Here is an 18,998-nt window from a genome sequence, read left to right as displayed (position 1 = left end):
GGAAAACTGGAAGGGGGCTTTTTGTCTCTTTCCTTTTTCGTCGCTTCGTGATACAATAATTCTGATTTGAGAGCGGAGGGAGAGCACCAACATGGAACATTCAACGATCGCGGCCATTGCAACCGCGCCCGGCGCAGGCGGCATTGCCGTGGTGCGTCTTTCCGGCCCGGAGAGCTATGCCGTGGCGGCAAAGGTGTTCCACCCGGCCAACCCGGCAAAGCGGGTAGAGGAGGCCAAGGGCTACACCGCCCTGTTTGGGCATTTCATGGAAGGGGAGGAAGCCTTTGACGAGGGCGTGGCCCTCTTCTTCCGGGCACCTCACAGCTACACCGGCGAGGATGTGGTGGAGCTTTCCTGCCACGGCGGCAGTGCGGTGGCCCGGCGGCTGGTGGAAAGCTGCATCGCAGCCGGTGCCGCCCCCGCCGCCCCCGGTGAGTACACCCGCCGCGCCTTCCTGAACGGCAAGCTGGGACTGACCCAGGCCGAGGCTGTGATGGACCTGATCTCTGCCGATGGCAGACAGGGTGCGGCGCTGGCCAATGCCTCCCTGAACGGCGCGCTGGCGAAAAAGATCGGGGCTGAAAAGGATGCCCTGACCGCCCTGCAGGCTCATCTGACTGCTTGGGTGGATTTCCCCGAGGAGGACGTTCCCGCGCTGGAGGATGCCCAGCTGGTATCCACCCTGACTGCCGTGAAGGGAGAGCTGGACACCCTCATCCGGAATTATGATGCCGGTGCTGTCCTGCGGGAGGGTGTGGACTGTGCCATCGTGGGGCGGCCCAATGCGGGCAAGTCCACCCTGCTCAATCTGCTGGCCGGGTTCGACCGGGCCATCGTCACCCCCGTGGCGGGCACCACCCGGGATGTGGTGGAGCAGGCCGTCCGGCTGGGGGACATCCGGCTGAACCTGTTCGACACGGCCGGTCTGCGGGAGACCGAGGATGCGATCGAGGCCGAGGGCATCCGCCGCAGCTGGAAAAAGCTGGAAGAGGCGGGGCTGATCCTGGCGGTGTTCGATGGCTCTGAGCCCCTGACCCGGGAGGATCTTGCGTTGGCGCAGCGGTGCGCTGGTCGCCCGGCTATTGCACTGGTCAACAAAGAGGACAAGCCCACTCAGTTTGACGCAGAGATCATTGTAGGCGATTTTGCCATGGTGATCCCGGTCTGCTGCCAGGAAGAGGGGAGCCGCAGGGTGATCGCCGCTGCCGTTGCCCGCCTGCTGGGCACCAACAACATCGACCCCCACGCTGCCAGCCTTTCGGGCCAGCGCCAGCTTGCCGCCGCCACCCGCGCGCGGGATGCAGTGGCCGGTGCGCTGGATGCAGTCAGCGGCGGGTTCGGGCTGGATGCCGTATCGGTCTGTGTGGACGATGCGCTGGCTGCCCTCTGTGACCTCACCGGCGAAAATGCGTCGGAGAATGTCATCAATGAAGTGTTTGAGCGGTTCTGTGTGGGGAAGTAATGAGGAATGTTCTCTTTTGCGTGCCAAAAGAGAACCAGAAAAGCACCCGCTACTTTCGAAGCGCGGGAGGCACGAACTAGGGGCTGCTCGCCCCTAGTAACCCCAAAGAAGTGAGCTCCAAACAAAAATGCTGGAGATTCGCGCTCCCGCGCGAAGATCTCTTAACCGCATTTTTGCTTTCCACCGATTTGAAGTCGCTGCGCGACGGGCTGTGCAGGTACAGTTTCGATTGTTCCATTGACAATAGAGGGAATCCGAAAAAGTTATGAACCATTTAGGAGATTATGATGTGATCGTAATAGGCGCGGGCCACGCTGGCATTGAAGCGGCCCACGCTGCTGCCACGCTGGGTGCCAAAACGGCGGTGTTTACCATGAGCCTGGATGCCATTGGCAACATGCCCTGCAATCCCAGCATCGGCGGGACTGCAAAAGGAACGCTGGTACGCGAATTGGATGCGCTGGGCGGTGTGATGGGCCTTGCGGCGGATGCCACCTACCTGCAGAGCCGGATGCTGAACAAGGGCAAAGGCCCTGCCGTTCATGCCCTGCGCGTTCAGACCGACCGCAAGCGCTACCACGAATATATGAAGCACGCCCTTGAGCTCACACCCGGCCTTGCCATCCATCAGGCCGAGGTGGTGGGCATTGAGGTGGAGAACGGCCATGTCAAGGGTGTTGTGACCCAGCTGAACGGAGAGTACAGCGCAAAGTGTGTGGTCATTGCCACGGGCACCAACCTGGGCGGCAAAATTTTTGTCGGTGATGCGTGGTATGCTTCCGGCCCTGACGGGATGCACGCCGCCAATGCCCTGACCGAAAGCCTGAAAGCCGCCGGTCTGCCCCTGCGGCGGTTCAAGACCGGTACCCCTGCCCGCGTCCACCGGAGAAGCATCGACTTCGCCAAGCTGGAATGCCAGCCTGGCGACCCGGACAGTGAACTGCAGCCCTTCAGCTTTCTGACGGATGCACCCATGCACAACAAGGTCGAATGCTGGATCGCCTATACCAACCCCGAGACCCACCGGATCATTCTGGACAACATCCAGCGCAGCCCGCTCTATGGCGGCATGATCGAGGGGGTTGGCCCCCGGTACTGCCCCTCCATTGAGGACAAGGTGGTGCGCTTTGCGGGCAAGGACCGGCATCCCATCTTTGTGGAGCCCTGCGGCGAGAACACAGAGGAGATGTATCTGCAGGGTGCGTCCAGCAGCCTGCCCGAGGATGTGCAGAACGCCTTTTACCGGAGCATTCAGGGCTTTGAACACATTGAGATCATGCGCCCGGCCTACGCCATCGAGTATGACTGCGTAGATCCGACCAGCCTGGAAGCCACACTGGAGAGCAAGGTGGTGCGGGGCCTGTATGGCGCGGGCCAGTTCAACGGCACCTCCGGCTACGAGGAAGCCGCCGCGCAGGGTCTGCTGGCCGGTCTGAACGCTGCCCGCAGTGCAAAAGGGGAGAGTCAGCTGATCCTGGAGCGCCAGACCAGCTATCTGGGCACGCTGGTGGATGACCTTGTCACCAAGGGGGTCATGGACCCTTACCGCATGATGACCAGCCGGAGCGAGTACCGCCTGACCCTGCGGCAGGACAACGCCGATCAGCGGCTGACCCCCATTGGCCGGGAGTATGGTCTGGTGCAGGATGACCGCTGGGCAAAATACCAGCACACCCAGAGCATTCTGGAAGCGGAGCGCCGCCGCCTGCACGAGACCCATCTGCGCACTGCTGACCTGCGCGCTGCCATGGAAGCAGCAGGGCTGACCCCTGCCGCAGAGGGCGGCATTGCCGAGGAGCTGCTCCGCCGCCCCGAGATCAGCTACCCGCTGTTGGCGGGGGTGATCGGCTGGGGCGAGGGGATCACCCCTATGCTGGCCGAGCGGCTGGAGACCGAGATCAAGTACGCAGGCTACATTGCCCGGCAGGATCGGATGATCCGTGATGTGGCCCGCCACGAAAAGACCCTGATCCCCGCAGATTTCGAGTATGCTGACCTGACCGGCCTGACGCTGGAGGCCCGTGAGAAGCTGACCCGCATCCGCCCGAAGAATCTGGGGCAGGCGGGCCGCATCCCCGGTGTGTCGCCCTCCGATGTGGCGCAGCTGAGTATTGCTTTAACAGTGAGAGAGAAAACCTGATGCACTGACGGAGAGGTTGGACGAAGGAGGGCAGAACCTCTGTACAACCTCTCAGTCGCCTGCGGCGACAGCTCCCCTGATAGGGGAGCCATTGGTAGAAAGATAAAAGAATCGCCTAAAACGAAAAGGGACAGATAAATGATCGACAAGAACAGATTAGAGCAAAAATGTTCCATGTGGAACATTGCGCTGACCGGGGACCAGCTGGACCAGCTGGATGCCTTTGCGCAGATCCTGGTGGACTACAACCAGAAGGTCAATCTGACCGCCATCACCGACCCGGAGGGCATTGAGGACAAGCACTTCCTCGACAGCCTGCTGTTTGCCAGCCAGCCCGAGGTAGCAGGGAAGATGGTGGACGTGGGTGCCGGTGCCGGATTCCCGGGTATCGTGACAAAGATCTACAAGCCCGAGCTGGAGCTGACCCTGATGGAGCCCACCGGCAAGCGGGTGGAGTTCTTGAAGTATGCCTGCGCTCAGCTGGGCCTGACCGGGGTGGAGTTTGCCAAGGAGCGCGCCGAGGAAGCCGCCCGCAAAGCATGGCGGGAGCAGTTTGATCTGGCCTCTGCCCGTGCGGTGGCGGCTCTGCCCATGCTGGCCGAATACTGCTTACCGCTGGTCAAGGTGGGTGGCAGCTTCCTTGCCATGAAAGGCGCTTCCGGCGAGGAGGAGCTGGCTGCAGCCCGCGGTGCCATCCGGAAGCTGGGCGGTGAGTATAAGGAGACCCGCACCCTGCATCTGCCGGGCGGCGATACCCGCACCCTCATCCTCTGCAAAAAGATTTCGCAAACTCCGACAGCCTACCCCAGAAACGGTGGAAAGATCGCAAAATCTCCGCTGAAATAACGCAAAACCGCAAGATAAATGCCAAGCCCTGCCGAACGATTCTTCTGGCAGGGCTTTTTGATTTCTGGTACACTGGAACTGCAATGAGTGAGTTTTCCACCGTTTCCCGGGAAACAGTGGAAAACTGCGTCACATTTCAGCGAAAGGGGAAAGAATCATGTTCGAATGGAAGAAATCTGCCGGAAAGATCTACACCCTGCCTGTGGAAAGCATCCGTCCCTCGCCGTTTCAGGCTCGGACTGTTTTTGATGAAAAGGAGCTGGCGGGGCTGGCTCAGAGCATCCGGGAAAACGGCCTGCTTCAGCCCATCTCGGTGCGGAAGGTCGAGGGTGGTTACGAGCTGGTGGCAGGGGAGCGGCGGCTCCGCGCCTGCAAGCTGGCCAAGATGGAGACCATCCCGGCCATCCTCTGCGACTGCGGCGACCAGCGGACTGCGGCTTTGGGGCTGCTGGAAAACATCCAGCGGGAAGACCTGAACCCCTTTGAGCAGGCACAGGGGCTGCGGGATGTGATCGCCCTTTGGGACTGCACCCAGGCCGAGGCGGCCAAGCGGCTGGGCATGGCACAGCCCACCCTTGCCAACAAGCTGCGGCTGCTGCAGCTGACCACCGACCAAAGGCAGTTCGTGCTGGACAATGGCCTGACCGAGCGCCACGCCCGGGCTGTCCTGCGCCTGCCCGAGAACCGGCGGAGCGAAGCCCTTATCACCATTGCCAAGCGGCGGATGAATGCCCGGCAGACCGACCTGTACATTGAGCAGGTGCTCAATGCCGCCGCCCCGGGCAGACACCGCATCTCCATGGTCAAGGATGTGCGCATCTTTGTCAACACCATCGACCATGCCATCCGGCTGATGACGGACAACGGTGTGCCAGCTACGGCCCACAGGGAAGAGCGGGACGGCTATATCGAATACACGGTGCGCATCCCAACTGCAGCCGCGCAAAGATAAAACGCATCGCAATTTTCACAAAAAATGCAATTCCACAGGGTTTTTACGCAAAATAATCGGGAAACCGGTTCAAAAAGCCGCGCTGATGTGCTATACTAGTCTTTAAAGGGGCTTTGCTGGCGGGAAAACAGCGGGGCCCGGCCTCGAATGTTCCACGTGGAACAAATAATTTTCCCGGGAGGAAACAAAGAGCGTGGCTAAAATCGTTGCAATTGCAAACCAAAAAGGCGGCGTGGGCAAGACCACCACGGCCGTGAACCTTTCGTCCTGCGTTGCGGCTCTGGGCAAAAAGACGCTCATCGTCGATCTGGACCCGCAGGGCAATACCACCACCGGTTACGGCATTCCCAAGCGGAGTGTCGATGTGGGTACTTATGAGCTGCTGATCGGTGAGGCGGAGGCAAAGGATGCCATCCGCAAGACCGAGTTCCGCACCGATGTCATCGGTTCCAACACCCGGCTTGCGGGTGCGGGTCTGGAGATGATCGATCTGCCGGGCCGCGAAAGCCGCCTGCGCAAGGCGCTGGCCTCGGTGCAGAAGGACTACGACTTCATCTTTGTGGACTGCCCGCCCAGCCTGGATCTGCTCACCCTGAACGGTCTGTGCGCCTGCGACAGCGTGCTTATCCCCATCCAGTGTGAGTATTACGCACTGGAGGGCCTGTCGGAGCTCATCAGCACCCTCAAGACCATCCGCAAGAAGTACAACCCCTATCTGGACATCGAGGGTGTGGTGTTCACCATGTTCTCCGGGCGGTTCAACCTGACGCTGCAGGTGGTGGATCAGGTCAAAAAGTATTTTGGCTCCAAGGTCTACAAGACCACCATCCCGCGCACCATCCGCATCTCGGAAGCGCCCAGCTACGGCCAGCCCATCAATTTCTATGAGCCCAAGGGCAAGGGCAGCGAGGCTTATATGGATCTTGCCATTGAGTTCGTAAAGAACAACCGCCCGCATGAACCGGCACGCCGCCGCACAAAAGGGAACAGTGCCCCCGCCGAGCAGAAAAGCGCACTGGAACAAGTGAAGCAGGGGGAAGCGTAACCTATGGCAAAAAAAAGAGGAGGACTGGGCCGGGGCCTGGAAAGTCTGTTTGAGGACACAGCCCCTAGCTTTGAGTCCGATAACCGGATCGAGACACTGCCCCTGCGGGAGATCGAGCCGGACCCGGCCCAGCCCCGCAAGACCTTTGATGAGGAAACGCTGGCAGAGCTGGCGGCCAGCATCTCAGAGCACGGTTTGCTGCAGCCCATCGCGGTGCGGCCCCACGGGGTAGACCGCTATCTCATCGTGGCCGGTGAGCGCCGTTGGCGTGCCTGCCGGATGGCGGGCCTGACCGAGGCACCCGTCGTCGTGAAGGATGTCACAGATGAGCAGGCCATGGAGCTGGCGCTGGTGGAAAACCTTCAGCGTGAGGATCTGGACCCGGTGGAAGAAGCACTGGGCATCCGGGAGCTGATGACCCGCTGTGACCTGACCCAGGAGCAGGCCGCCCGCAAACTGGGCAAGAGCCGCAGTGCGCTGGCCAACAGCCTGCGTCTGCTCAACCTGCCCGAAACGGTGCTGGAGCTGCTGAAGAGCGGTTTCCTCACCACGGGCCACGCAAAGGTGGTGCTGGGCCTGCCCACCCCGGAGCTGCAGGAGCAGGCGGCACAGATCATTGCCGACCATGAGCTGAATGTCCGGCAGGCAGAGGCCCTGTGCAAGAAGCTGGCCAAGCCCCCCAAAGAGCCTGTGGAGCCCGCCCCGCGCGGCACCCTGCCTGTGGAGGTGGAGGAGAGCCTGAAGCAGGCGCTGGGCAGTGAGGTCAATGTGGCCTACCACGACGGCAAGGGCAAGCTGACCGTCCATTTCTACTCGGATGAGCAGCTGAAGGCTTTTGCAAACTTATTAGGGCAATATCAGGTTGAGGATTAAACCTCTCCGTCATTGTTGTTGCCCAGTAGGAGAGGCCTTGGCAGCCGATGGAAGCTTTTCGTATACGCCAGAGGCTCCCCTACCAGGGGAGCTGGCGGGCGCAAGCCCGACTGAGAGGGGTTGTACAAAGGCAAGCCTGCCCGAGAAGAAAAACATAGCGATCTAAGGCGCACGCCGCCTTTGAACGGCATGGGAAAGGGCTTACCCGCCCCATGCGAACTGAAATAGAGTAAGGAGAGTAAATCATGCTTGATATCAAATTTGTCCGTGACAACCCGGATGCTGTCAAGGAAAACATCAAGAAGAAGTTCCAGGATGCCAAGCTCCCTCTGGTGGATGAAGTCATCGAGAAGGACGCAAAGTACCGCGAGTGCCTGAAGGAAGTTGAGAGCCTGAAGGCTGCCCGCAACAAGCTGAGCAAGGCCAACGGCCCCCTGTTCGGTCAGCTGAAGAAGTGCACCGACGAGGCCCAGAAGGCCCAGCTGCAGGCACAGATCGATGCCAACAACGCCGCCGTCAAGGCCGATGCGGACAAGATGGCAGAGCTGGAAGCCGAGGAAGCCAAGCTGGCTGACCGCATCCAGGAGATCATGTACACCATCCCCCAGATGATCGACCCCAGTGTGCCCATCGGCCCCGATGACACCTACAACGTGGAGGCTCAGCGCTTTGGCGAGCCTGTGGTGCCCGATTTCCCCATCCCGTACCACACCGAGATCATGGAGAGCTTTGACGGCATCGATATGGATGCTGCTGGCCGCGTTGCCGGCAATGGCTTCTACTACCTGCTGGGCAACATTGCCCGCCTGCATGAGGCTGTGCTGGCCTACGCCCGCGACTTTATGATCGACAAGGGCTTCACCTATGTCATTCCTCCCTTTATGATGCACGGCAACGTGGTGCAGGGCGTGATGTCCTTCCCCGAGATGGATGCCATGATGTACAAGATCGAGGGCGAGGATCTGTACCTGATCGGTACCAGTGAGCACACCATGATCGGCCGTTTCATCGACCAGACCCTGGACGAGGCTACTCTGCCCCTGACCCTGACCTCCTACAGCCCCTGCTTCCGCAAGGAGAAGGGCGCACACGGCATCGAGGAGCGCGGCATCTACCGCATCCACCAGTTCGAGAAGCAGGAGATGATCGTGGTCTGCCGCCCCGAGGAGAGCGCCGACTGGTACGAGAAGCTCTGGAAGAACTCCGTGGAGCTGTTCCGCAGCATGGAGATCCCCGTGCGCCAGCTGAACTGCTGCTCCGGCGATCTGGCTGACCTGAAGGTCAAGAGCTGCGATATCGAGGCCTGGAGCCCCCGCCAGCAGAAGTACTTCGAGGTCTGCTCCTGCTCCAACCTGGGCGATGCACAGGCACGCCGCCTGCACATCCGCGTCAAGGGCAAGGACGGCAAGACCTATCTGGCCCACACCCTGAACAACACCTGCGTGGCTCCTCCGCGTATGCTGATCGCTTTCCTGGAGAATCATCTGCAGGCCGATGGCTCCGTGACCATCCCCAAGGTGCTGCAGCCCTACATGGGCGGCCTGGAAGTTATGGTTCCCACCCACAAGAAGGGCTGAGCCTGAGTTTTTCCACAAAGCGCTCATAAAATGTTGAAAACCCCGCCGTCCGCGTGATGCAGACGGCGGGGTTTTGTTGTGTAGAAAAAACAAAAAGAAAAAAGCTCCTGATTTTTCAATCAGAAGCTTTTTGGTGACCCGTACGGGAATCGAACCCATGTTACAGCCGTGAAAGGGCCGTGTCTTAACCGCTTGACCAACGGGCCTCAAAAACACAGAGCTTCGCTAAAACCTCCGACATCCATCATCCACTACTGCGGACGACCGTCCCCCTTATCTTAGCGAAACTCTGTAACGTGGTAGCGGTAACTGGATTTGAACCGGTGACACTTCGGGTATGAACCGAATGCTCTAGCCAACTGAGCTATACCGCCATATTTATTTTGTGCACTTGAACAGTGCTTTATTATTATAGCCAATCGACCGCGATTTGTCAACAATTATTTCGCAAAAATTCAAAAATTTCTGAAATATCTCCTTTCATGGCGTAAAAAAGACGCTGTAACAGAAAAAAGTTACAGCGTCTTGCGTAAATCATTCCCGGTATCTCTCCATCATTTCCTTGAACAGCACAGCCGGAGAGGGCGGCGTATAGGTAATGGCGTTGGCACCCGCCGCAATGGTGGCGGAAATGCTCTCGCCGGTCTTGCCGCCGCTGGCGATGATGGGCACATCCGGGAACTGCTCCCGGATCTTTGCCACCACCCGGGGCGTGTTGGTGCTGCAGGCCACATTCAGGATGGATGCCCCGGAATCAATGCGGCTCTGGATGTTGGTGTCCTCTTTTGTCACTGTGATGATGACCGGGATGTCCACCACCCGCGAGACCGCCAGCAAGTTCAGGTCAGAGATGGGGGAATTGAGCACCACGCCCATGGCACCCTGGCTCTCCACGTCGCGGGCAAGGTTCAGGGTGCGCACGCCGTGGGTGGTGCCGCCGCCCACACCGCAGAACACCGGGATGTAGGATGCCTTGATGATGGCATCGCTGATGGCCTGCTGGGGCGTGAAAGGATAGACCGCGAACACCGCGTCCGCATCGCAGTTGCGGATGATGGCAAGGTCGGTGGTGAATACAAAGCTTTTCAGCCGCCGTCCGTTGATGACGATGCCGCTGGCGGCATACACCTCCTGGGGCATTTTCAGGATGTTGTGGCGCAGGCGGCTTTCTACGTTGGGGGAAGTTTTCTTTTCAGCTGCCATGGGCAAGTCCTCCGTTTCTCAATTGTTTCAAATAGGAACTATATTATAGGAAAACAGGGGAGTTTATGCAAGAAACATCCTGTGAACAGTCTGCAAATAAAAATCGACCCTCTCCGTCCGTGCTTCACAGCACCGGAGAGGGTCGTTCCTTTAATGTGTTCTAACGTATTCTAAAATATCCTCAGGCACGCCGGCCAGTGCATCGGCTCCGGCAGCAGTCAGCTCTGCGCGGCCCCGGAAGCCCCACAGCGCCCCCATGGCAGGCAGACCGGCATTGTGCCCGGTCAGGATATCTACATCGCTGTCGCCCACAAACAGGGTGCTGGCAGGGTCTGCATGCAGGTCCTGCATCAGGCTGTAAACACCGGTGGGGTCGGGCTTGGTGGGCACGCCCGGGCGGCTGCCCCGCACCAGAACAAACCGACCTGCCCCGAAATAATGCTCGATGATCTTGCCGCACAGCGGGTCAGCCTTGTTGGAGAACACCGCGCACTGCACGCCCGCGGAGTTCAGCGCGTCAATGAGGGCAGCAATGCCCGGGTAAGGCGCGGTTTTGTCCTCCTTGTGGGCATCGTACCGGGCGGTAAACTCCGCCAGCGTAGCGGCCAGCTGCTCCGGTGTGCGGGCATCGGCGGGCGAAAACCGCTCCACGAGCTTCGGGATGCCGTTGCCCACCATGTGCTTGAACTGCTCCACCGTAAACTCCGGCCACCCGTGCTGTGCGCACACCCAGTTGCCTGCATCGGCCAGGTCATCGATGGTGTTCAGCAAAGTGCCGTCCAAATCAAATAATACCGTATGAATCATAACAATTTTACTTCCCCTAAAAACAATAGCTTTATCTTTATGCCAAGGGCTCCCCTTATTGGGGGAGCTGTCGTCGATCGGCGGCTGAGAGGTTTAATTCGTTTCCATAAATCTGAAAAATTTCTCCGCATCCCGCAGCGGCACGCTCCTCACCTTGAGCTTTACCCAGCCGGGAAAGGTCAGGGTCAGGTTGGTGCGGCCAACGCTGGCAGCCCAGGGGCTTTGTGCTGCGGTCAGGCAGACATCCGGGTGAAACACACAGATGCAATGCAGGTAGAGCCCCTGCTGCCGCCGCAGGGTCATGCGGCCCTCCCGCAGCCAGAGACCCTCCCGCCGGTAGCCTGCCGCAGCCCCGGCCAGCAGTGCCCCAAAGAAGAGCGTGGGGATGAGCAGGGTCACGGTCAGCTGGGGCAGCACTGTGGCCGAAACCAGCGTCAGCAGCAGGCAGAGGGCAAAGGGAATGCCTGCCGGTGCAAAAAAGATGAGACTGCGCTGCTCGGTGCGGGCCAGCAGGTCGGGCGGCATCCGGAACTCCGGCAGCAGCTCCCGGAACAATGCCTCCTCGCCGCTGCGGTAGACGAACAGCGGCAGTTCGGGGGAGCAGCCGCCCGCCGTTACAAAGACCGGCCAGCGTTTCATCAGCCGGGCGGCGGGGGAGATGCGGACATCTGCAAAGCTGATCTCGCTTGTCCGCACCCGGCACTCGAAGTGCCCCAGCCAGCCGCCCCTGTTGCCGATCTGGTCGGCCGTGTGCCAGACAGTGTAGTGCACGGTCTGGGCAAAGCTGCGCATCAGGCTGGCCCCCAGCAGAAAGCCTGCGGCCGCCAGCAGCCATGCCGCGCCTGCAGGGAGCCACCGCGCCGCGAATCGGGCCAGAAAGCTCACCTGGATCTGGGCAAAAACGGCAGGGTTCCAGTCCGGAACATCCCGGGTCTGGCGCACGGCCAGCACGAACAGGGCCAGCGTGGAGAGGCCGTTTGCTCCCAGAAAGCCCAGCGCCGCCCGTTCTCCTCCGGCGGGCCGGTGCAGGGCAGGCTTTACCAGAGGCATCAGCTGGTCTGCCACCGCCTCGGCATCGGCTTTGGGCAGGCAGACCGAAAGGGTGTGCTTTTGCGCCGCGCCCACCGGGTAAAGGGTCAGGCGGCTTGCCCCGGCCATCCGGTAGAGCAGGGGCCGGTCGATGGTCAATGCAGCCAGCATCTCGCCCCGCAGGGCACGATCCAGCCGGATGCCCAGCCGCCAGTGCAGATGAAAGACTCCGGTGTCATCCATGCTCCAGCTGCTCACACGCAGGATGCCCCAGCTCACGGCGCAGAGTAAAAGGAACAGCAGCGCATCCTGCCGCAGAGCCGTGTGCAGGGCTGTCCAGTTCCGCTCAAACGGCACCTGAACCAGCGGCAGCAGATAGACCACCAGCGTCTTGCGCAGAAACCGCAGGACGGTAAAGGGGTGCAGGCGGCGTTCATTCATCGGATCTCCTCCGCAAGGACATGGGTGAGGGCAGCGGCCTGCTCTGCCGGGACCGCCGGTAAAATAAGCCGCGTGCCCGGTGCCGTGATGACGACCACCGATCCCCCTGCCAGCCGGAGCAGCGGCGTGCGCAGCCGGAACAGCCCTGTTACGGCCCTGCGGCGGACCGCCCGCCGCAGCGGGAAGACAATGCCGGAGTACACCGTCAGGGTCTCCGCGCCCAGCGCGGCGGCATAGCTGCAGGCGCGCTGGTACACCACCGCCACCAGTGCGGCCCAGAGCAGGCAGAACACCATCCCGGCGGGCAGGCTCTGCCAGAACACAAAGGGAGCCGCCAACAGGCCCGGGATGGCGGCCCAGCAGCAGAGCACAGCCCGGCCCCGGGGCGGGATGATGAGCGCCGTGCGGCGCAGCTCCCGCTCCGTCACTTGCTGTTCAGCTCCCAGGCATCGGTCAGCAGGTGCAGGGTATCGTCCTGCGTCAGCACCAGGATGCGGTCCCAGGGCAGCAGAACGGTGTTGCCGTGGGGGATGATGAACTCGGTGTCGCGGGTGATGCTGACCAGAATGGCATCGCCGGGAATGGGCACATCCATGATGGCCTTGCCCGCAAACTTGAAGTTCTCGGGCAGCAGGATCTCGTTCAGACTGGCCGTGCCGCCGCCCAGGCTGAGCAGCTGGCGGATGGTATCCGTCTCGATCTCCCGCTCCAGAATGTGGCTCAGGTTGTCGGTGCCGCAGACCACGGTGTCCACGCCTAAGGTGTGCAGCAGCTCCCGGTTCTTGGGGTTGGAGGCCCGGGCCACGGTGCGGTCCACGCCGAACTCCCGCTTGGCGATCTGGCAGGCCACGAGGTTGTCCTCGTCCGAGCCGGTCACGGCCACAAAGGCGTTGCAGCTGCCAACATCGGCGGTGCGCAGGGTGTCCACGCTGATGGAATCGCCGCAGATCACGGGGATGTCCAGCGAATCTGCCAGCATCCGGCACTGGGCCTCGATGGGTTCAATGATGACCACCGAATGGTGGTTCGTCAGCAGGCTCTGGGCCAGATACCGCCCAACACGCCCGCCGCCTGCAATACAAACTTTCATATTGACACCTCGTATTACTTTACGTAAAACTATTTTGGGATAAAACCTCTCCGTCAATGCTTCGCATTGCCACCTCTCCTAGTAGGAGAGGCCTTGGCAGTCAGGTAAAGCTTTACGCATTTGCCAAGGGCTCCCCTACTAGGGGAGCTGTCGAGCGGGTGCGAGACTGAGAGGTTTTACTCCTCACTTCGCCAGCGCACGGAACACGGCCTGTTCTGTCAGGATGGTGGGGCAGATCGTGTCCAGCTCGTAGGTCTTGTGGTAGAGCACCTGCAAATGCGGGTCAGAGACGCGGCAGATGACCTTTTCGCGCCGGAAGATGTTCTTTGCGATCTGTGCGGCCATCAGGTTCACGGAGTCATCCTCGCACACAGCGGCCACCGCGTCGCAGTTCTCCACGCCGCCCTGCTTGAGGATGTCGGGGTCGGTGGGGTCGCCCACAAGGGCCGTGCCGCCAAAGGAGTAATCGTCAAAGCTGTCCAGCCGCTTGAGCTGCTCAGGGTCCTTTTCGACCAGGGAAATATCATGGCCGATGCGTTCCAGATCCCGCACCAGTGCCGCGCCCACCTGGTCGCAGCCGATCACCAGAATATTCATGGATGTCACCTCATTGTTCAAAATCTGTTTTTATCTGGCCCGGCAGTCCGTGTCAGAAGGAAACACAGGGAAAAGCGTTGTGTCCAGTATAGCATATTTCCGGCGGCAGATAAATACAGAAAAAGCAGACAGTGCTCCTGTATAAAATTTGTGATTTTTCGTGCGCAGGCTCTCAGAATATGATATACTGGAAAGCGAACCCAATCTGAATGTGTGCAGAGCGCCTGTGCCGCTTTGCAGGGAGGAGAACCCATGTTTCTTGAAATACTGAAAGCCATCCTGATGGGCATTGTGGAGGGCATCACCGAGTGGCTGCCCATCTCGTCCACCGGTCACATGATCCTGGTGGAGCAGGTGGTCAAGTTCAACGCCAGCGAGGAATTCATGTCCATGTTCCGCGTGGTCATCCAGTTGGGTGCCATTCTGGCCGTGGTGGTGCTGTTCTGGAATAAGCTCTGGCCCTTTGGTCTGCGTCATGGCCGCGTCTGCTCCAAACCTGCCGTCTGGCAGCTCTGGTTCAAGGTGGTGGCCGCCACCATCCCGGTGCTCATCATCAGCCCGCTGGACGACTGGTTTGAGGCCCGCTTCTACAATTACATTACAGTCGCCGCCATGCTGATCCTGTACGGTGTCCTCTTCATCCTTGTGGAGAACCGCCGCACCGCCCCGCATGTCACCCGGCTGGAACAGATCACCTACCGCGAAGCCTTCATCATCGGCGTGTGGCAGATGCTGGCCATCATCCCCGGCACCTCCCGCTCCGGTGCCACCATCGTGGGCGGCCTGCTGCTGGGTCTGTCCCGTGCCTGTGTGGCCGAGTTCACCTTCTTCCTCGCCATCCCGGTTATGGCGGGCGCGTCCCTGCTCAAGGTGGTCAAGTTCGTCCTCTCCGGCGCTGCGATGACCGGCACCGAGATCGCTGTCCTCGTGGTGGGCTGCGTGGTCGCCTTTGTGGTCAGCCTTGCTGCCATCCGCTTCCTGATGGATTACGTCAAGCGCCATAACTTCAAGTTCTTCGGTCTTTACCGCATCGTGCTGGGCCTGATCGTCCTGGCCGTGGCCGCCATCACCGCCATTGCGTAAATCGCTCCCCAAACACCCCAGCCGCCCGCACGGGCGGCTTTTTTGCGCCCTGGGGCAATTGCACCGGCCCTGGCCTTGTGCTATACTGGAGCCATAAAGAGAGAACCCGGCGGCGGGAGAGTGCCGCGCCTGAAATTGTCAAAAACGGAGGAGAATCCTATGGAAGCATCGACTGTATATTACACCGACTTCCGGTGTCCTGTGGGCACCAGCCTGACCGAAAAGCTGCGCCGCCTGTGCATTGCGGCGGGCATCAAGAGCATTGATATGGACGGCAAGTTCGTGGCCATCAAGATGCACTTTGGTGAGCTGGGCAACCTGGCTTTCCTGCGCCCGAACTACGCTAAGGTGGTGGCAGACCTGTGCAAGGAGCAGGGGGGCCAGCCCTTCCTGACCGACTGCAACACGCTGTACCCGGGCAGCCGTAAGAATGCGCTGGAGCACTTGAGCTGCGCGCAGGAAAACGGCTTCTGGCCCATGACCACCGGCTGCCAGATTATCATTGGCGATGGCCTGCGCGGTACCGATGAGCTTGAGGTGCCCGTGCCCAACGGCGAATACTGCAAGACCGCCAAGATCGGCCGCGCCATTATGGATGCCGACATCTTCATCAGCCTGACCCACTTCAAGGGCCACGAAGCGACCGGCTTCGGCGAAGCCATCAAGAACATCGGCATGGGCTGCGGTTCCCGTGCGGGCAAGATGGAGCAGCACTCCTCCGGTAAGCCTGCCGTGCAGGAGGAACTCTGCCGCGGTTGCCACCGCTGCGCCAAGGAGTGCGGCTCCGATGCCATCCGCTACAACGAGAACAACAAGGCGGTCATTGATTACGAAAAGTGCAAGGGCTGCGGCCGCTGCATCGGTGCCTGCAACTTCGATGCCATCTATTCCATCGACAGCAGCGCCAACGAGGAGCTGGACCGCAAGATGGCAGAGTACGCCGCCGCCGTCTGTGCAGACCGCCCCTGCTTCCACATCAGCCTGGTGCAGGATATCAGCCCCAACTGTGACTGCCACGGCGAGAACGATGCTCCCATCCTGCCGGATATCGGCATGTTCGCCTCCTTTGACCCCGTGGCGCTGGATCAGGCCTGTGCCGATGCCTGCCTGAACGCACAGCCCCTGCCCAACAGTCAGCTGGGCCAGAACCTTGCAAAGCCCGGCTGGAACTGCCACCACGACAACTTCAAGGATTCCAACCCCAATGTCGAGTGGAAGGCAACGCTGGAGCAGGCCGAAAAGATCGGCATGGGCACCCGCCAGTACACCCTGAAGAAGATCTGAACATAAAAATAAGCCCGACAACGTCGGGCTTATTTTTATGTCTCTTGCATTCAGGGGCAGACAGGACGCTCAATACTCGCTGGAAGCCGGGACCAGTACGTCAATGACATCGGCCAGGGCTTTCCAGTTTTCCTCGGAACAGCCGGGCAGCTCTTTGGCATCCAGACCGGCATCCTCAATGCGGCCGGTCATGCTGTCCTTGTCGGTCAGCAGGGTCTCGGCATCGGCCTTGATGAGCGGCCAGGCGTCGGCAAAGCTCTGCTGGTCATCGGCGCTCAGGCTGTCGAACCACTGGGTATAGGCATCTTTGATGTCGCTGACCGGCTGGATGCTCATGTTGCAGCCATCGGCCCATTTCAGCAGGGAAGCCGCCGCGATGACGGATTTCAGCGAGCAGCCGGACACACCGGGGCCCCAACCGAGGCAGGGGGCAAAGGCATCGTCCGGGTCAGAGAGGGAGAACAGGGAATTCTCGCCTGCGTCCAGCGGGCCCACCTTGCCGGTGTCGGCGGTCACGGTGGAAGAGGGGATGCTCTCGCTTGCAGAAGCGGAAGAGCTGGAAGCGGCAGTGCTGCCGGAAGAGGTGCTGCAGCCCGCCAGCACGCCGCACAGCAGGGCGGCGCAGACCAGCAGGGAAAGAATACGCTTGCGAATCATAGGAAAGCCTCCTTTTATCGTGTTCCGGCCCATCTGCCGGAGAAACTGCTCTGGTACATTTCTAGTATACTGTTCTGCCGGGCTGTTGTCAATCGGCGTGCACAGGACGATTTTTCACCCCGGCTGTGCAAACTATACAAACTTTTGTCGTTTTTTTCTCAGTCGGGCGGGATTGACATTTTTTGCGCTGGCGCGTATAATCCGGCCATAGTCAAACTGGGAGAAACGGGTGAAGAACCGGGAAAAGGAGGAGAAACGGATGCAGAAATTTCTGCGGCGGCTGGAACGCTTTTCACAGTCGCTGCTGTCGCCGCTGTCTTATCTTTCGGCGGCGGGCCTGCTGCTGGTGCTGGGGGCGCTGCTCACCAGCAAGCCCTTGTGTCAGGCGCTGCCGGTGCTGCAGTGGGCTCCGCTGCAGCTGATGGGGCAGCTGCTTTACAACGGGATGATGGTGCTCATCAACAACCTCAGCGTCATTCTCTGCGTTGGGGTGGCTGCCGTGCGCGCCAAAACCGAAAAGCAGGATGCCGCCCTGCTGGCGCTGATGGCTTACCTGGTGTTCCTCACAGCCAACCACACCGCGCTGGAAGCGCTGGGACTGCTTGCCCAGCCGAACGGGATGACCGGCCTTGCGGGCACGGGCCAGACCACCATTCTGGGCATTCAGGTGGTGGACACCGGCGTGGCAAGCGGCATCGTGCTGGGCTTTGCGGCGGCGTGGCTCTTCAACCGCACCTGCGAAAAGCAGTTTTATGGCATGATCACCCAGCTCTATTCGGGCCTGCGGTGGTCGTTTTTGTGGCTGTCGGCGCTGGCGGTGGCACTGGGGCTGGGGTTCTGCTTCGTCTGCCCGCCGCTGCAGCGGGCGGTCAGCGCCCTCACGGGCTGGATCGCGGCTTCAGGGAACGCGGGTGTGTTCCTTTACGGCTTTCTGGAACGGCTGCTCATCCCCACCGGCCTGCACCACCTCATCTATATGCCCTTCCAGTTCTCTTCGCTGGGCGGCAGCCTGACCGTAGGCTCTGTGACCTACACAGGTGCTTACGCCGTCTGCATGACCGAGTACACCATGGGTCTGCCCCTCTCAGACGGTATCGTCTGGATGTACACCGGCTTCACCAAGACCTTTGGCTATCTGGGCATTGCAGCGGCCTTCATCTTCACGGCCCGCAAAGAGAACCGTGCCCGTACCGCCGCCGCTATGATCCCGCTGGCGGTCACGGCCTCGGTGGCCTCCATCACCGAACCCATTGATTTTCTGTTCTGCTTCGTTTCGCCCCTGCTCTGGGTGGCCCATGCGGTCATTACGGGCGGCTTTATGGTGTTGCTCCATGTCCTGCATGTCCGGGCCTTCACCTCCAACCTGCTGGGGTCGCTGGTGTTCAACCTGAGCGCCGGGGAGCAGCTGCAGAACATGCCGCTGCTCTATCTGCTGGGCTTTGCGGAGATCCTGACCTACTTTGCCGTGTTCAGCATCCTCATCAAAGTAAAGAATCTGCCCACCCCGGGCCGGGAAGCAGCCCTTTCCGCAGACCAGTCCCCGTACGCCGACCCGCAGGAGGTGTGCCGGTTCATCGCCGCGCTGGGTGGGCCGGAGAACATCGCCCAGCTGGGAAACTGCTTCACCCGCCTCCGGCTCACGGTGCGGGATGCCTCGCTGCTGGATATGGGGGCTCTGCTCTCCCTGCCCCATAAAGGTCTTGTGGTGCAGGGCACCCGGGTCCAGCTGGTCTGCGGCCTGCACGCCGCCCAGTTCCGCCATGCGCTTGAACAGCAGCTTGCCGAGATGGCCCCGGTGTGATTGCATTTTGATAAGAGAAACGGTATAATTGTGGCGAAACCTCTCAGTTGTCTGCGGCGACAGCTCCTCTAACAGGGGAGCCAAAAAATCCCCTGCCTCTCCTATTAGGCA

Annotated in this window: 17 protein-coding genes and 2 tRNA genes; 10 read left to right on the top strand and 9 right to left on the bottom strand. The window is 60.5% G+C overall.

What is annotated here, in order from left to right; genetic code table 11:
* The first annotated feature begins 91 nt into the window (after nt 1–91).
* The 7 genes from mnmE to serS all read left to right on the top strand — a co-directional run bounded on the left by mnmE (nt 92) and on the right by serS (nt 8,895).
* Nucleotides 92–1,462, top strand: a complete 1,371-nt coding sequence (mnmE, locus tag ACKXGA_RS09680) for a tRNA uridine-5-carboxymethylaminomethyl(34) synthesis GTPase MnmE (protein WP_423729388.1) — start codon at nt 92–94, stop codon at nt 1,460–1,462.
* A 265-nt stretch (nt 1,463–1,727) separates the two neighbouring features.
* Complete coding sequence (gene mnmG / locus ACKXGA_RS09675) at nt 1,728–3,602, top strand: tRNA uridine-5-carboxymethylaminomethyl(34) synthesis enzyme MnmG (protein ID WP_423729387.1); 1,875 nt, start codon at nt 1,728–1,730, stop codon at nt 3,600–3,602.
* A gap of 138 nt (nt 3,603–3,740) precedes the next feature.
* Nucleotides 3,741–4,448, top strand: coding sequence for a 16S rRNA (guanine(527)-N(7))-methyltransferase RsmG (gene rsmG, locus ACKXGA_RS09670; RefSeq protein ID WP_207684357.1), 708 nt, complete (start codon nt 3,741–3,743; stop codon nt 4,446–4,448).
* Between the two features lie 157 nt (nt 4,449–4,605).
* Nucleotides 4,606–5,400: a ParB/RepB/Spo0J family partition protein gene (locus tag ACKXGA_RS09665; protein WP_156074246.1), complete on the top strand. Its 795-nt coding sequence runs from the start codon at nt 4,606–4,608 to the stop codon at nt 5,398–5,400.
* A gap of 193 nt (nt 5,401–5,593) precedes the next feature.
* Nucleotides 5,594–6,445 carry a ParA family protein gene (locus ACKXGA_RS09660; RefSeq protein WP_156068944.1) on the top strand — a complete coding sequence of 284 codons (852 nt, stop codon included), beginning with the start codon at nt 5,594–5,596 and terminating at the stop codon, nt 6,443–6,445.
* Nucleotides 6,446–6,448: 3 nt separating this feature from the next.
* A complete protein-coding gene (locus tag ACKXGA_RS09655; protein ID WP_117476658.1) occupies nt 6,449–7,318 on the top strand; it encodes a ParB/RepB/Spo0J family partition protein in 870 nt (289 codons plus the stop codon).
* A gap of 245 nt (nt 7,319–7,563) precedes the next feature.
* The gene (gene serS, locus ACKXGA_RS09650) at nt 7,564–8,895 is read left to right on the top strand and encodes a serine--tRNA ligase (RefSeq protein WP_005929185.1); all 1,332 of its coding nucleotides are present in this window, start codon (nt 7,564–7,566) and stop codon (nt 8,893–8,895) included.
* A gap of 131 nt (nt 8,896–9,026) precedes the next feature.
* On the opposite strand, the gene ACKXGA_RS09645 is transcribed toward serS, so the two are convergent.
* The 8 genes from ACKXGA_RS09645 to ACKXGA_RS09610 all read right to left on the bottom strand — a co-directional run bounded on the left by ACKXGA_RS09645 (nt 9,027) and on the right by ACKXGA_RS09610 (nt 14,062).
* Nucleotides 9,027–9,101 (bottom strand) — tRNA-Glu (locus tag ACKXGA_RS09645).
* A gap of 91 nt (nt 9,102–9,192) precedes the next feature.
* Nucleotides 9,193–9,269 (bottom strand) — tRNA-Met (locus tag ACKXGA_RS09640).
* Between the two features lie 160 nt (nt 9,270–9,429).
* Entirely contained in the window at nt 9,430–10,098 is a 669-nt protein-coding gene (locus ACKXGA_RS09635; RefSeq protein ID WP_423729386.1) for a hydrolase, read from the bottom strand.
* Between the two features lie 150 nt (nt 10,099–10,248).
* Nucleotides 10,249–10,905, bottom strand: a complete 657-nt coding sequence (locus ACKXGA_RS09630) for an HAD family hydrolase (RefSeq protein WP_423729385.1) — start codon at nt 10,903–10,905, stop codon at nt 10,249–10,251.
* Nucleotides 10,906–10,998: 93 nt separating this feature from the next.
* Nucleotides 10,999–12,375 (bottom strand): PH domain-containing protein, encoded by a 1,377-nt coding sequence (locus ACKXGA_RS09625; protein WP_423729384.1) that lies wholly within the window; start codon nt 12,373–12,375, stop codon nt 10,999–11,001.
* Nucleotides 12,372–12,803, bottom strand: coding sequence for a hypothetical protein (locus ACKXGA_RS09620; protein ID WP_423729383.1), 432 nt, complete (start codon nt 12,801–12,803; stop codon nt 12,372–12,374). Before ACKXGA_RS09620 ends, ACKXGA_RS09625 begins: the two co-directional genes overlap by 4 nt.
* Entirely contained in the window at nt 12,800–13,465 is a 666-nt protein-coding gene (locus tag ACKXGA_RS09615) for a potassium channel family protein (RefSeq protein WP_005929193.1), read from the bottom strand. The genes ACKXGA_RS09620 and ACKXGA_RS09615 overlap by 4 nt, the downstream gene beginning before the upstream one ends.
* A gap of 183 nt (nt 13,466–13,648) precedes the next feature.
* Complete coding sequence (locus ACKXGA_RS09610) at nt 13,649–14,062, bottom strand: NAD-binding protein (protein WP_423729382.1); 414 nt, start codon at nt 14,060–14,062, stop codon at nt 13,649–13,651.
* A 252-nt stretch (nt 14,063–14,314) separates the two neighbouring features.
* Here ACKXGA_RS09610 and ACKXGA_RS09605 point away from each other — a divergent pair, with 252 nt between their 5' ends.
* A complete protein-coding gene (locus ACKXGA_RS09605; RefSeq protein WP_156074256.1) occupies nt 14,315–15,145 on the top strand; it encodes an undecaprenyl-diphosphate phosphatase in 831 nt (276 codons plus the stop codon).
* Between the two features lie 159 nt (nt 15,146–15,304).
* Entirely contained in the window at nt 15,305–16,429 is a 1,125-nt protein-coding gene (locus ACKXGA_RS09600; RefSeq protein ID WP_423729381.1) for a DUF362 domain-containing protein, read from the top strand.
* A gap of 69 nt (nt 16,430–16,498) precedes the next feature.
* Here ACKXGA_RS09600 and ACKXGA_RS09595 read toward each other — a convergent pair whose 3' ends face one another.
* Nucleotides 16,499–17,086 (bottom strand): hypothetical protein, encoded by a 588-nt coding sequence (locus tag ACKXGA_RS09595; protein WP_227611717.1) that lies wholly within the window; start codon nt 17,084–17,086, stop codon nt 16,499–16,501.
* 259 nt (nt 17,087–17,345) lie between these two features.
* Between ACKXGA_RS09595 and ACKXGA_RS09590 the strand changes: the two genes are divergently transcribed.
* Nucleotides 17,346–18,887: a PTS transporter subunit EIIC gene (locus ACKXGA_RS09590; protein ID WP_423729380.1), complete on the top strand. Its 1,542-nt coding sequence runs from the start codon at nt 17,346–17,348 to the stop codon at nt 18,885–18,887.
* Nucleotides 18,888–18,998: the final 111 nt, after the last annotated feature.

This window comes from Faecalibacterium hominis (ex Afrizal et al. 2022), from assembly GCF_049545105.1.
Lineage (GTDB): Bacteria > Bacillota > Clostridia > Oscillospirales > Ruminococcaceae > Faecalibacterium > Faecalibacterium duncaniae.
The sequence above is the reverse complement of the archived record's forward strand: the minus strand, read 5'-3'. Positions and strand labels throughout refer to the sequence as shown.

What these genes read in the sequence shown, in the direction of transcription:
- mnmE (WP_423729388.1), top strand. Translation starts at nt 92, where the DNA reads ATGGAACATTCAACGATCGCGGCCATTGCAACCGCGCCCGGCGCAGGC.
- mnmG (WP_423729387.1), top strand. Translation starts at nt 1,728, where the DNA reads ATGAACCATTTAGGAGATTATGATGTGATCGTAATAGGCGCGGGCCAC.
- rsmG (WP_207684357.1), top strand. Translation starts at nt 3,741, where the DNA reads ATGATCGACAAGAACAGATTAGAGCAAAAATGTTCCATGTGGAACATT.
- ACKXGA_RS09665 (WP_156074246.1), top strand. Translation starts at nt 4,606, where the DNA reads ATGTTCGAATGGAAGAAATCTGCCGGAAAGATCTACACCCTGCCTGTG.
- ACKXGA_RS09655 (WP_117476658.1), top strand. Translation starts at nt 6,449, where the DNA reads ATGGCAAAAAAAAGAGGAGGACTGGGCCGGGGCCTGGAAAGTCTGTTT.
- serS (WP_005929185.1), top strand. Translation starts at nt 7,564, where the DNA reads ATGCTTGATATCAAATTTGTCCGTGACAACCCGGATGCTGTCAAGGAA.
- ACKXGA_RS09635 (WP_423729386.1), bottom strand. Translation starts at nt 10,098, where the DNA reads ATGGCAGCTGAAAAGAAAACTTCCCCCAACGTAGAAAGCCGCCTGCGC.
- ACKXGA_RS09630 (WP_423729385.1), bottom strand. Translation starts at nt 10,905, where the DNA reads ATGATTCATACGGTATTATTTGATTTGGACGGCACTTTGCTGAACACC.
- ACKXGA_RS09625 (WP_423729384.1), bottom strand. Translation starts at nt 12,375, where the DNA reads ATGAATGAACGCCGCCTGCACCCCTTTACCGTCCTGCGGTTTCTGCGC.
- ACKXGA_RS09615 (WP_005929193.1), bottom strand. Translation starts at nt 13,465, where the DNA reads ATGAAAGTTTGTATTGCAGGCGGCGGGCGTGTTGGGCGGTATCTGGCC.
- ACKXGA_RS09610 (WP_423729382.1), bottom strand. Translation starts at nt 14,062, where the DNA reads ATGAATATTCTGGTGATCGGCTGCGACCAGGTGGGCGCGGCACTGGTG.
- ACKXGA_RS09605 (WP_156074256.1), top strand. Translation starts at nt 14,315, where the DNA reads ATGTTTCTTGAAATACTGAAAGCCATCCTGATGGGCATTGTGGAGGGC.
- ACKXGA_RS09600 (WP_423729381.1), top strand. Translation starts at nt 15,305, where the DNA reads ATGGAAGCATCGACTGTATATTACACCGACTTCCGGTGTCCTGTGGGC.
- ACKXGA_RS09595 (WP_227611717.1), bottom strand. Translation starts at nt 17,086, where the DNA reads ATGATTCGCAAGCGTATTCTTTCCCTGCTGGTCTGCGCCGCCCTGCTG.
- ACKXGA_RS09590 (WP_423729380.1), top strand. Translation starts at nt 17,346, where the DNA reads ATGCAGAAATTTCTGCGGCGGCTGGAACGCTTTTCACAGTCGCTGCTG.